Source organism: Paenibacillus sp. FSL W7-1088 (assembly GCF_037969855.1).
Classification (GTDB): Bacteria; Bacillota; Bacilli; order Paenibacillales; family Paenibacillaceae; genus Paenibacillus.
The window spans coordinates 6,543,148-6,556,148 of record NZ_CP150216.1 but is presented as its reverse complement, the minus strand read 5'-3'; the positions used below and the strand labels follow the sequence as shown (position 1 = coordinate 6,556,148).

11 protein-coding genes are annotated in these 13,001 nt (G+C 48.6%); all 11 read left to right on the top strand.

The features are described from left to right. Nucleotides 1-5: 5 nt before the first annotated feature. The 11 genes from spoIID to csaB all read left to right on the top strand — a co-directional run bounded on the left by spoIID (nucleotide 6) and on the right by csaB (nucleotide 12,995). Nucleotides 6-1,352 (top strand): stage II sporulation protein D, encoded by a 1,347-nt coding sequence (gene spoIID, locus MKY42_RS29650; protein WP_179262771.1) that lies wholly within the window; start codon nucleotides 6-8, stop codon nucleotides 1,350-1,352. A 555-nt stretch (nucleotides 1,353-1,907) separates the two neighbouring features. Continuing rightward, on the top strand, nucleotides 1,908-2,648 hold the full coding sequence (locus MKY42_RS29645) for a M23 family metallopeptidase (protein WP_090903520.1): 741 nt from the start codon (nucleotides 1,908-1,910) through the stop codon (nucleotides 2,646-2,648). Between the two features lie 171 nt (nucleotides 2,649-2,819). Then, on the top strand, nucleotides 2,820-3,107 hold the full coding sequence (spoIIID, locus tag MKY42_RS29640; RefSeq protein WP_024632710.1) for a sporulation transcriptional regulator SpoIIID: 288 nt from the start codon (nucleotides 2,820-2,822) through the stop codon (nucleotides 3,105-3,107). A gap of 219 nt (nucleotides 3,108-3,326) precedes the next feature. After that, the gene (locus tag MKY42_RS29635) at nucleotides 3,327-4,325 is read left to right on the top strand and encodes a rod shape-determining protein (RefSeq protein WP_090903521.1); all 999 of its coding nucleotides are present in this window, start codon (nucleotides 3,327-3,329) and stop codon (nucleotides 4,323-4,325) included. 102 nt (nucleotides 4,326-4,427) lie between these two features. Then, entirely contained in the window at nucleotides 4,428-5,312 is an 885-nt protein-coding gene (locus MKY42_RS29630; protein ID WP_090903522.1) for a flagellar hook-basal body protein, read from the top strand. 523 nt (nucleotides 5,313-5,835) lie between these two features. After that, nucleotides 5,836-6,675, top strand: coding sequence for a flagellar hook-basal body protein (locus MKY42_RS29625; protein WP_339846787.1), 840 nt, complete (start codon nucleotides 5,836-5,838; stop codon nucleotides 6,673-6,675). A gap of 12 nt (nucleotides 6,676-6,687) precedes the next feature. After that, nucleotides 6,688-6,912, top strand: a complete 225-nt coding sequence (locus MKY42_RS29620; protein WP_024632706.1) for a DNA-directed RNA polymerase subunit beta — start codon at nucleotides 6,688-6,690, stop codon at nucleotides 6,910-6,912. A gap of 482 nt (nucleotides 6,913-7,394) precedes the next feature. Continuing rightward, entirely contained in the window at nucleotides 7,395-7,826 is a 432-nt protein-coding gene (fabZ, locus tag MKY42_RS29615) for a 3-hydroxyacyl-ACP dehydratase FabZ (RefSeq protein WP_024632705.1), read from the top strand. A 57-nt stretch (nucleotides 7,827-7,883) separates the two neighbouring features. Continuing rightward, nucleotides 7,884-9,605 carry a phospho-sugar mutase gene (locus MKY42_RS29610; RefSeq protein WP_339846783.1) on the top strand — a complete coding sequence of 574 codons (1,722 nt, stop codon included), beginning with the start codon at nucleotides 7,884-7,886 and terminating at the stop codon, nucleotides 9,603-9,605. Between the two features lie 238 nt (nucleotides 9,606-9,843). Beyond that, complete coding sequence (locus MKY42_RS29605) at nucleotides 9,844-11,865, top strand: DUF5693 family protein (RefSeq protein ID WP_090903525.1); 2,022 nt, start codon at nucleotides 9,844-9,846, stop codon at nucleotides 11,863-11,865. Continuing rightward, the gene (csaB, locus tag MKY42_RS29600; RefSeq protein WP_339853156.1) at nucleotides 11,841-12,995 is read left to right on the top strand and encodes a polysaccharide pyruvyl transferase CsaB; all 1,155 of its coding nucleotides are present in this window, start codon (nucleotides 11,841-11,843) and stop codon (nucleotides 12,993-12,995) included. The genes MKY42_RS29605 and csaB overlap by 25 nt, the downstream gene beginning before the upstream one ends. Nucleotides 12,996-13,001 lie beyond the last annotated feature (6 nt).

The following is a 13,001-nucleotide window of genomic DNA, read 5'->3' as shown; positions in this document are numbered from 1 at the left end:
TCAAAATGAAAGAAGCCCGTGTGCAGGTTAAGGTACCTCTTGTCCCACGTCCACTAGTGAAGGAGCCAGAAGAAATTGCTGGTTTCGGTGTGGAAAAAGACAAGCTTGCTTCAACGAACATTAGAACGGTTCCAGATGAGCCCGTAACAACATCTCCTAGACGGCCTGGCTCCCAACAGGAGCCAGCTCAACAGCCTGCGGCACGTATACACATGCCTGTCATTGAATTAGATCAGTTTCGTCGTGTGAAGCGCCGCCGAATGCGTACGTTCGGCCGAGGCCGCAGATGGGGCAAGAACAATACTCGTTGGCAGCCCGCAGCAGCTGTATCGGCAGTACTGGCGCTTGCGTTGTTGATCCCCGCCATTTTGGTCTGGCCTCGGACGGATGATCCTGTTAAACCCATCCCTGTCCCACCAGGTACAGGCAGTGTAACGACTCCAGCACCTTCTCCAGCTGTACCTGTTACCTATCCTGAACCTCAAGTAAGGGTTTACCTGTCAGCAACCGGTACAACGATGAATCTTCCCCTTGAAGATTATGTTACCGGAGTTGTCGCTGCCGAGATGCCAGCGGAGTTCAGATTGGAGGCTCTGAAGGCACAGGCTATTGCTGCAAGGACATTTATCGTGAGAAGGCTGGCAGCCAACGATACAAGCGGTGTACCTTCAGGAGAAGCTGATGTAACGGATACTGTGAGTCATCAGGTATTTATACCACCAGAACAAGTAAAAGCCGACTGGACACGTCTGGGGAAAGCGAAGGAATGGGAGAAGCTGCAGCAGGCTGTACGCGAAAGCAAAGATTCCGTCATGACATATCAAGGCAAGGCAATTACTGCATCCTTTTTCTCCACAAGTAATGGGTATACGGAAAATGCTGAGGATGTATGGGGCAACCCTGTACCTTATTTACAAAGCGTAGCGAGTCCGTGGGATAAAAACCTGGCTCCGGGCTTTAAGGAAACCATCACCATGAAGCGCAATGAGATTCTCCAAAAGTTGAATCTGGGGGCAAATGCCATCCCTGTGAGCGCGCAGCAGAGCGGTGGGTGGATGGAAGTGTTGTCTACAACGCAGGGCCATCGCATCAAGGAGATGCAGATTGCAGGTAAAACGTTTAGCGGGCCGGAGGTTCGAAAGCTGCTTGGGCTTCGATCCAGCCAGTTCAGCTGGAAGACCGATGGAGACGAGGTTCAGATTACAACGTATGGATACGGTCACGGAGTCGGCATGAGCCAGTGGGGAGCCAACGGCATGGCACAGGAGGGTCACACAGCGACCCAGATTCTCAAACACTACTACACAGGTATCTCCTTCGGACAGGCATCCAAGATGCTAGCCTCAAAGTAGGCCAACATGGAAGTCGGTATCGTCCAGGCCATTTGATTTGACCAAACGTTAGTCTATTAGCAGTAATGGGGCACACTGATAATATAAAGCGAGGCCTCGCAGACAATCTATGAGGTTGCTAAGCCTAGAATTAAAATCCAACGTTTGCTCTAACAATGAAGTTAAAACTATAACGCCATGTTCAATCTCACAGACTCACTTTATAAGGAGTGGCTGTTAAATCCAATCCATGTATTTCTACCAACCACCCCTTCCGGGCTTTCAAGACTTGGCTATATATGCGGAGTGTGCGAGCGTATGGAGAGCGCAGGGGACAGAAAAGGCCTGTAGAAACGAAGTGTCCGCCTTTACTCCCGGATTTCACCTTTGAAGAAGGTGATAGAAGAAATCTGGGAGTAACAGCCGGTCGAAAGGTTTTCTGGCCCCGAAGCGGCGCACAAACTGAGCTCATCTCCTAACTTATATAGCACTCTTTGAAAGTTCCGTGAAAATAATTAGAGTCGCGCGTGTATAAAAGAGTTGCACCCGGTAACACTTGTTACTGAGGTGATCAAGATGAATGAACAAAACAAAAAAACAGTCCAAGAAGAAACTCCTAAAACAACTCAAGGAGTACCGGCTAGCCAGCCCTCTTCATGGAAAAGAGCAATGTCCAAACGTTGGGTCTTCCCGGCAGCCTACATCGCAGCAGCAGGCATTATACTAACCTTAGTGTGGGTCTATCAGGGCACAGGCGACAAAACGCTGAACTCGGACCCTGCTAACGGGGTAGTAGAAACAGGCGCATCGGCGGGTACAGAAGGAACAGCGGTTAACGGAGAAGAGGAAAGTGTGGAAGTTGTTGCAAAGTCGGAGAATTTTGTATGGCCGGTAGCGGTTCCGTCCGAAATTTCGGTAGTCAAACCTTTCTATGACAACGAAGCTTCAACCGAGGAACATGAAGCAGCGATGGTGCAGTACAATGACACATTTATTCCGAACACGGGTGTAGATCTGGCACGTGGTGATAACAAAACGTTCGAAGTCAAAGCAGCACTCGGCGGAAAAGTTACCCGGGTTGAACAAAACCCAATAACGGGTCAAGTTGTGGAAATCACACACAGTGATAACCTCAAGACTGTATACCAAAGCCTGGCTGACGTTAAAGTAAAACAGGATGATGAAGTGAAGCAAGGAGATGCAATTGCATCGGCTGGTGTTAATGAACTGGAAAAAACGCTGGGCAACCACCTTCACTTTGAAGTTTACGAAGACGGACAACCGGTTAACCCGCAAGGATATCTTCCGGAAAAATAAATGATTTTTACCGCAGCAACATGATGGGCAGAGGGAATTCTCCTCTGCTCTTTTTGTGCTTTTCAGAAAATAATGGGACCTTCGAAGCTTGTCACACCTTTAAACCGCGAATATATAGGCATGCTCCTCATATAATGTACCAAACTATCCACACAGTAGGGAGGCGGGAGCGTGCACGATTACATCAAGGAACGGACCATCAAAATTGGTCGCTGCATTGTTGAGACGAGGAATACGGTCCGTACCATAGCCAAGGAATTCGGCGTGTCAAAGAGTACTGTGCATAAGGATCTGACGGAGCGTCTGCCGGAAATTAACCCTGATCTTGCTGACCAGGTGAAACACATTCTGGAGTATCACAAGTCCATCCGTCATTTGCGGGGCGGTGAAGCGACCAAAATTAAATACAAAAAAACAAGTGGTAAAAAACGCGAGGTGCTGGCTTCCGCTAAATCGTAGGGACCTGCGGAAAGACGTAGGCCAAAAAGCTCACACATGCATTGAATCCCTCCCCTGAAGTATGATATGTTAAAAGCTGGTACAGGATCGAATTATGACATCTTATCAGCCCGATTTTTACATATATATGTTGCACTTTGTCGAACGAGCGGTGACGTGATAAGGGACTCTTTTTCACAGGATACGCTGACCAAATAATATCACTTTGGGGGCTCTTTTATGTTTAGCAAGGATATCGGTATTGATCTTGGCACGGCGAACGTGCTTATTCACGTGAAAGGAAGTGGGGTTGTCCTCGATGAACCTTCCGTCGTGACCATTGAAAGCGATACGAAGCGGGTCCTTGCTGTTGGGGAAGAAGCGCGTCGTATGGTGGGGCGTACTCCAGGTAACATTGTTGCCATTAGACCGCTGCGTGACGGTGTTATTGCGGACTTCGAAATTACGGAAGCAATGCTTAGACATTTCATTAATCGTGTGGGGGCAAGAAGCTGGTACAGCCACCCGCGTATTCTGATCTGTGCACCAACCAACATTACTTCCGTGGAGCAGAAGGCTATCCGTGAAGCTGCAGAGCGCAGCGGTGCCAAAGAAGTATTTCTGGAAGAAGAGCCGAAAGCGGCAGCGATCGGTGCGGGAATGGATATTTTTCAGCCGAGCGGCAATATGGTCGTGGATATCGGCGGCGGAACGACTGACGTTGCAGTCCTGTCTATGGGCGACGTAGTCACCGCCTCTTCTATTAAAGTCGCAGGGGACAAGTTCGACGAAGCGATTACCAAGTTTATCAAAGCTAAATACAAGCTCATGATCGGTGAACGTACAGCCGAAGATCTCAAGATTGCGATTGGTTCCGTGCATCCGGGTGGACGTCAAACGGAGATGGACATTCGCGGTCGGGATATGGTATCCGGTTTACCTGTCACCGTAACGGTGTCGGGAAATGAAGTACAGGAGGCGCTATGGGATTCCGTGCAATCCATCATCGTTGCAGCCAAGTCGGTATTGGAGCGGACGCCACCGGAATTGTCAGCAGACATTATTGATCGTGGTGTCGTGTTGACAGGGGGAGGCGCTTTGCTGAACGGACTGGACGAACTGTTGTCCAATGAATTGCATGTACCGGTATGGGTTGCAGAGGATCCGATGCATTGTGTCGTGAAGGGGACTGGCATTATGCTGAATAATTTGGATCAAGTAGTTAAGAAAAAGTTCTAATCTGCCGATATAAAAAGCAAAGGTTCGCCCAAGCTCGGGATTAGAACAGACAAGCAGCCATCTTGTAATGCAGGACAAGCGCTTGAGGAGAGGGGTTAATACATGTTAAGAGGTCTGTACACCGCTACTGCGGGAATGATTACGCAACAACGCCGCCATGACACAGCAACGCAGAATATCGTAAATATGAACACAACGGGATATAAACAAGTGAACAGCGTAAGCCGATCTTTCCCGGAGATGCTCATTACTTTGGTAGGCGGAGATGCCAATCTTCCGACAAAGCGGCTGGGCAAGCTGAACACGGGTGTGTTCGCGGAAGAAAGTTTGTCCATGAATTTGCAGGGAGCCATTATGGAAAGTGGGCAAAAGAGTGATTTTGCCATTTCGTCCAATCTGGCCGTGAATGATCCACAGACAGGACAACCTGTCCCGTTTGACGGTTCAGGCAAATTTGTACGAGCTGATGGCACGGTAACTTACCAACCTCAGGCGTATTTTACAGTACAGGATGCAGAAGGTAACACAAGATACACACGTGATGGTCACTTCGACGTTACAGGAACTGGACAGCTGCTCAGCTCAACAGGTTCACAAGTCCTGGATAATAATGGACAACCTGTTGTATTGACAGGCTCGGTTGACCAATTTAAAGTGGATGAGCAAGGTCGTCTTGTTAATGCAGACACGGGTGCACCCACAGGAGTTACATTGGGAATCAGTGTCATCGACCAACCCAACCAACTGGTACGTCAAGGCGATGGTAATTTCAGCCTGAATGATCAGAATGGAGCAACGGCCCGGATGATGGCTGCCGGTGATAATGTGCAGATCCGTCAGGGCTACCTGGAAGGTTCGAATGTGGATGCATCACAAGCAACTGTAGATATGAACGCAGCATTCCGTGCATATGAAGCGAACCAGAAGGTCGTACAATTCTACGACCGCAGTCTGGATAAAGCCGTCAATGAAGTTGGGCGTGTATAACGCCAACGTATAATATAGCCGCGTAGCGGAGAGCCAAACGCCCTTTGCGAAGCAAAGCAGAGAGGCTCACGCGAAGCGCAAGCCTAAATGCAGCCGAGCTTATGCGAGGATTGCGCAGCAGTAGCTTGAGCGCAGCGACGGTCTCGACAGCCCTTTGCGGAGCAAAGCAAGGAGAGACCACGCGGAGCGCAAAAGCCTAAACGCAGTCGAGCCTATGCGAGGATTGCGCAGCATTAAGCTGAGCGTAGCGACGGTCTCGACAGCCCTTTGCGAAGCAAAGCAAGGAGAGACCACGCGGAGCTACCCGCCGCACAAAGAGCGTGCCCAGCTATGATTCAGCCATGTGAACCATGGCGAGAATCATAACTGGGCAGTCGCGGCGCAAACACACCACCGTCACTTAGCAAGATCGTACCCCACGCACCCACTCCGCCTGTTTCGGGCGTCCAGAGGGCAGCGCCATCTGGGGCCCTCCCTACCAGGGAGGGTTTGGGAGGGTGAAAACAGGGAGGGTAACCACCGAATGAATAATTCCATGATTAGTGCAATGGTCTCCATGACCGGAATACAGCAGCGACTGGATGTCATTTCCGATAATATTGCCAACGTGAATACGGCAGGCTATAAGAGTAAGCAAGCTGCCTTCGAAGATGTACTGACACGTGTGCAGCAGCAGCCGGACAAGTACAAGCTGGATGGACGCTCGACCCCGATGGGATACAACCTCGGGTTTGGCGTACGTTTGGCTGACGTGACCAAGGATATGACTCAGGGTTCACTCAATGAGACAGGCAATCCTACCGATCTGGCGATTGAAGGCAATGCGATGTTTGCCGTGGAAGCAAATGGTGAGAAAATGTGGACGCGTCAGGGTGCATTCCATTTTGTCCCTGATACAAGACCCAAAACGAATCCCAATGCGCCAGATATGATGGTGTTGGTCAACGGCGAAGGCCACTTTGCATTGGATCGTCAAGGTAATCGAATTACAGCGCCGAATAACAGCAAGGTTGCATTTGATGAAAAAGGCAATCTGTTGATCCGTCGTGGCAATGAAGCCAATGCAACGATTCGAGCACAACTGCAACTCGTAGATATCGAGCGCCCGGAAGGGCTTGTGCAGTATGCGGATAACCTGTTTGGTCTGGATGCGGGTCTAACCGAGGATGATGTATTTGGAGCCAATGCAGCTACACGTGAAGCGACAGCTATGATTCGTGCAGGCTACATTGAACAATCCAACGTGGATTTGACACAAGAGATGGCTTTGCTGATGCAAGGACAGCGGACTTACCAACTGGCGGCACGTGCGCTGACATCCAGTGATTCTATGGCGGGTCTTGCCAACAATATGAGAGCATAAAAGGTGAATGTGATGACAGATACACAGCAGCAGAACAGCAAGCCGGATAAGACGAAAGTCAAGAAGAAGAAGAGTGGATGGCGCATCGCAAGATGGTTTTTGGTTCCGGTCCTGCTTGTTCTTGCCCTCGCTGGCGGATTGGTGGCTGGCTACGTGGTACTGGGCAAACAGGATATCGGTTCCGTATTGCAGTGGAGTACATGGGAACATGTATATGATTTGGTGTTCGCTCCGTAGATGAACGACATATGCTAAAACTCCTGCGCAGGCAGGAGTTTTCTTTTTGGCGTTGAAAACAGTATAATGATGGATGACGTTTGACGTCAAAAGAGGCCTCCCCTGCGAAAGACATTCGTCATCGCGAAGAGAGACCCCTTATCTCAACCTTCACTACTGCAGTCATGAAGGATATAACTAGTGTTAACTGAAAATATGCTTTTCATACAAATTAAAATGAAAAACACATTTTATATGAGGGGCATTATCATAATGTTTGTTTCACCACCGGCGTAGTGGAGGGGACGGAATCGATCCTGAAGAAGCGAAGCGCTCGCCTTTGTCTCCAAATTTTAACCGTTCTAATATTGCATCTAGAAAATTTGGAGACAACAGCGATCAGAAGGACGATCCGTAACCGTAACGTTCAACACGCTGGTAGTAGGCAATACATTATGTTGGGGATGACCCTCGTATAAATGACCCTGAGAGGAGATTATACTGTGCTCGATATCAAACAGATTCAAGAAATTATTCCACACCGTCCCCCGTTTCTGCTGGTGGACAAGATTGTAGAGTTAGAGGATGGCAAACGTGCCGTTGGTTTGAAAAATGTAACCATTAATGAGCCTTTCTTCATAGGTCATTTTCCAGAGTATCCGGTAATGCCGGGTGTGTTGATTACAGAAGCACTGGCACAGGTCGGTGCAGTAGCCATTCTTAATTTGGAAGGCAACAAAGGTAAAATCGGCTTTTTGGCGGGACTGGATAATTTCCGATTCCGTGGACAAGTTGTGCCTGGAGATACATTGATGCTGGAAGTGGAGATTACGCGTCTCAAAGGTTCAATTGGTAAAGGCAAAGCTACAGCAAGAGTAGGCGACAAAGTGGTAGCTGAAGGCGAGATCATGTTCGCACTGTCTGACCCAAGCTAATGATTGTAGCGTTCAGCAGTTCATTGAATTTTATATAGAAGGAAGGGGTTTGCAGGAATGGAACAGTTAAGCGCAACAGCAGCACAAACATTGCAGCAGTGGTTGGAGGATGCTTCGATTGATGAAGCGACGAAACAGGAGCTTCGTGATTTGCAGGATCAGCCGAAAGAGCTGGAAGATCGTTTCTACAGAAATCTGGAGTTTGGTACAGGTGGATTGCGTGGTGTGATCGGAGCGGGAAGCAACCGGATGAACCGTTATACGGTAGGTCGTGCAACGCAAGGGTTTGCCCGTTATTTGCTGGAGCAGCATGGAGACAAAGAAGGTAAACCTTCTGTAGTGATCGCGCATGATTCCCGTCATTTCTCACCGGAGTTCACACTGGATGCTGCCCTCGTTCTGGCTGGAAATGGCATTGTGGCTAAGCTGTTTACATCCCTGCGTCCTACGCCTCAGCTTTCCTTCAGTGTACGTCATCTGCAAGCAACCGGCGGTATTGTGGTGACGGCGAGTCATAATCCTCCTGAATACAATGGCTACAAAGTGTACAACCACGAGGGTGGACAATTGGTACCACACGAAGCAGAGAAAGTCATTCAATACATTCAGGAAGTTCCTTCTCTCGCGGACGTGAAAAAGCTGACGCAGGAAGAAGCCGAAGCTCAAGGATTGCTCGTATGGCTTGGGGAAGAGGAGGATCAGGCATTTGTTGATACCGTTGCAAGCCTAAGTCTTAGTCGTGATCTGATTCAATCCGGCGTCGGCCGTGATTTCAAAATCGTCTTCACTCCACTGCACGGAACAGGTAATGTGCCTGTACGTCGTGTGTTGGAACAGATCGGTTTCGAGCAGGTTCACATTGTGGCAGAACAAGAACAGCCTGATGCTGAATTTTCCACAGTGAAATCCCCTAACCCGGAAGAGCGCGAAGCATTTACGCTTGCAATGAAGCTGGGTGAATCCGTGGGTGCGGACATTCTGATCGGTACAGATCCGGATGCAGACCGCATGGGTGCGGTAGTGAAAGACAATGATGGCAAGTATTTCGTACTGTCGGGTAACCAATCCGGAGCCATCATGGTGCATTATGTGTTGAGCCGCTTGCAAGAGACAGGTAAACTGCCGAAAAATAGCGCGGTTGTCAAAACGATTGTAACAAGCGAGATGGGAGCGGTCATTGCCGAGCATTACGGTGCAGAAGTGATGAACACTCTGACAGGCTTTAAATATATCGGTGAAAAAATGAACCAGTTCGAAGCAACCGGCAGTCACACGTTCTTGTTCGGTTATGAGGAAAGCTATGGCTACCTGGCAGGCAGCTACGCACGTGACAAGGATGCAGTCCTGGCTGCAATGCTGATTGCTGAAGCAGCTGCTTATTATAAAAACCAAGGCAAAACGCTCTATGATGTCTTGCAAGAGCTGTACAGACAATTCGGATATTTCCTGGAGAAGTTGGAGTCCCGTACGCTGAAAGGCAAGGACGGCGTAGCTCAAATTCAGACGAAAATGACCGACTGGCGTTCTAATCCGCCACAAGAAGTAGCCGGCATCGCTGTGCAGGATGTGCTGGATTACTCCCTTGGCTTGGATGGCTTGCCGAAAGAGAACGTTCTGAAATTTATTTTGGCAGACGGATCATGGTTCTGCCTGCGTCCTTCGGGAACAGAACCGAAGATCAAAGTGTACTTCGCGGTGCGTGGAGAGAACTTGCAAGACGCCGAAAGCCGTATCGAACGTTTGGCTACTACGGTAATGACGCGTGTAGACGCACAATAAATACGAATGCAGTACTGAGCAAGAACATGAGAAAGCCTCTCCGCACCGTAAGGTTGGTTGGCGGAGGGGCTTTTCTTTTAGGTAAAAGGGTGAATTCCTGCGTCTATTTTGGATGAATTGCGGATAGATGCACGTTTGTTGACACAAGCTGTTTGTATCCGGTATTTATTCACTATTTTGCAATGAAAATCATGAGCTGAACGTGCATTTGGTTCCAACACTTGAGGAGGTACATGTAGTGCGTCAAAAATGGCTTTATTGGAATACCGCTTCACGGAAGTGGCTGTGGATTGTTGTCATTATCGGTTTGATTGCTTCCATCCCTGTCATCAGTGATCGGGTGCAGACGGAATCTTCCGCCAAAAAGGTGGAGCTTGTCTTCAATTATCGGGGTCTATTGGATATCTCGGCTTATCAGGCCCATCCGCAAGACTTCATGAATGAACAACTGACTCGTTTGAAAGATGCCGGAGTGACAACCATGGCGGTGTTCGAAAGTACACTGGATGAGTTGAAGAAGTCACGTCGACTAATGGTATATAGCGGGCAGGATCTTGCGAACATGACCAAAAATGTCATTCCTGCTAACGATAATTACACGTATGTGTTGTTCACAAATGAAGAAAATGCACAAACGTATACCCCTATCATTGAACAAACGTTCGCCGATCGGGAGATTCCTGTGCTTCCATGGGAATATGAAGGTCGTAGCGGCTTAATATTGCAGACTCCACCGGAGAATGCGAACATGCAGCCTTTGCAACCAGATCCGGTTGCCGTGAAGATGCTGCGTGATAAAGGATTTTACATTTTGCCACGGATCGCTGACAGTGTTCCTTACAATCAGGAATCCATGGAACGCTTGCTTACGTTCTTTGAAGAGAATGGGGTAAAGCGTATCTTGTTTGATGGCGATGCTGTGAAAGGGTACAATGATAATGCAGAGATGAAGAGTCTCGATATGTTTGCCCAGTTGCTGAACAAGCATCATATTGGACTGGCGGCTATTGAGAATTTGAAGAAACCACAATCTGGTTTTGAGACTCTCTCCTATAAAATTGACTACAATGTAACTCGTCTGTACTCCTTAAGTGACGGGGATGCCAATCTGGATGTAGACACCATTGCTGACCGTTTTGTTTTGGCTACCAAAGACCGCAACATTCGGATGATTTATATGAATGCTTCGCCAAGTCGGAATACGGCCAAAGCCATGATCACCGATCCAATTGATAATCTGATCAACAGTTTGGGTGAGCCAGGTCATGCGATTGAACGTATGGGCAAACACGGCTTCGAACTGGGACAAGCTGAAGCGTTTACGGTGAAAGATTCTTCCATTCAGCGTTATGCCAAGCTGGTTGCTCTGATTGGTGCAATCGCAATGATTACGCTTATGGTTTCATATTTTGTACCACTGCTGACATTGCTGGTATTTGCGCTGGCTCTGGTGGGTAGTGCCGGATTATTCTTGCTAAAACCGACGTTGCTGGAGCAAGGAATCGCCTTGCTGGTCGCTATTAGTGCGCCAACCATTGCGATGGTGCTGGCGGTTCGAACAGTGAACTATCAGCAACAGCGTCAGCCAGACGCGCCTGCGGGTCGTCGATTGGCACAAACGATCTTCTTATATGTAAGAACATCAATTCTTTCTTTCCTGGCGGTGCCTTTTGTCATCGCATTGCTGAACAGCATTACGTACAGTTTGGTCATCAACCAGTTCCGAGGCGTGAGTCTGTTGCACTTTGCACCGATGGCGCTGGTAGCGATATATATTGTGTTTTACCGTGGTTCGGGTACGTTCTCCATTAAACAAATTAAGGATATTCTTCGTACACCGATTAACGTATTGATGGTTGTATTGGCACTGGTTGCTGCTGTGGTTGGATACTATTATTTGAGCCGTACAGGCAACTCGGGTTCGGTTACTCCATTCGAGATGTTCCTGCGTACAACGCTAGAAGATACGTTCGGCGTGCGGCCAAGATTCAAAGAATTTATGCTGGGACACCCGCTGTTTATCGTTGGCGTGTTCGCCGCTTTAAAATATCGTAAAGTCATCTTTGTGCTCATTATTGCAGCAATTGGACAATTGTCCATGGTGGATACGTTCGCGCATATCCATACGCCAGCTGTATTGTCACTCATTCGTGGAGTGATGGGATTGGGACTTGGCTTAATCTTCGGTATCGTTGCTGTGGGTGTGTGGCAAGTAGCGGAAGGATGTTGGAAAAAATGGTCACCACTTCTCAAAAGTTAGTCATCTCGGGTTATTACGGATTCCACAACAGCGGAGACGAAGCGGTACTAAAGTCAATTTTGACGGCGCTGGAAGAGGAGAGTCACAGATCGAATGTCACGATTGAGCCGATTGTGCTCTCCGGTGACCCGGAGTGGACCACTTCAATGTACGGTGTACGTTCAGTACATCGGATGAAGTTGAAGGAGGTTCGCGAAGCGATCAAGGAAAGTGACGGTTTAATTAGTGGGGGAGGAAGTTTGTTGCAGGATGCAACCGGACTAAAATCCATCCCCTACTACCTGGGGGTCATTAAACTGGCCCAATGGTTGAAAAAGCCAACATTTATCTATGCGCAGGGCATTGGACCTGTAAATCGTAAAATGTTCAATCCGATGATTCGTTCGGTCTTTAAGGCCTGCAAGTATGTATCTGTCCGTGATGAACAATCCGCTGAATATTTGCGCGGGCTCGGATTGCAGTGGAATCAGATTCATGTGGTCCCTGACCCGGTGATGGGTCTGCCGCTGCCTGAAGCCCAAGCGGAAGAAGTAAGTTCAGTCACGCTAAATGCCCAAGGAGCAAGCGTTCATACCAAACTCCCAGTGATTGGCGTTTCGGTACGTTTCTGGGAGTCGGATCGTAAAGAGCTTACAGCGATTGCTGCTGGACTCAAGAAGCTTTGCTCCAAAAAAGCCGTTCACTTGCGCTTTATGCCCTTTCACTTACCGATTGATGAGCAGGCTTCACGTTTTGTCATGGAAATGCTCGGTGACCTCGGTAACAAGGGTAGCGAAGTCAGCATTACCAAGGATCTCACCGATCCCCAGCTGATGCTGCAGGAAGTTAGCAATTGTGATGTCGTTATCGGCATGCGTCTGCACAGTCTGATCTATGCAGCTTCGCAGTATGTTCCACCCGTTGGTATCTCGTATGATCCGAAGATTGATCAGTTCATGCTGCGTCTGGATAGTGAAACCGTGGGCAGTACGGATGCGCTGGATGGGGATAAACTGGCGAAGACGGTGGCTAACCTGTTGGATCAGCGTTCACAGTGGCTGAAGGAACATGAAGAAGGTATTACCGAATTGAAGCAGGAAGCCAAAGTGCCTGCTCAGCAAATTATTAAATATTTAGGCCGCAAAGGGTGAAATAAG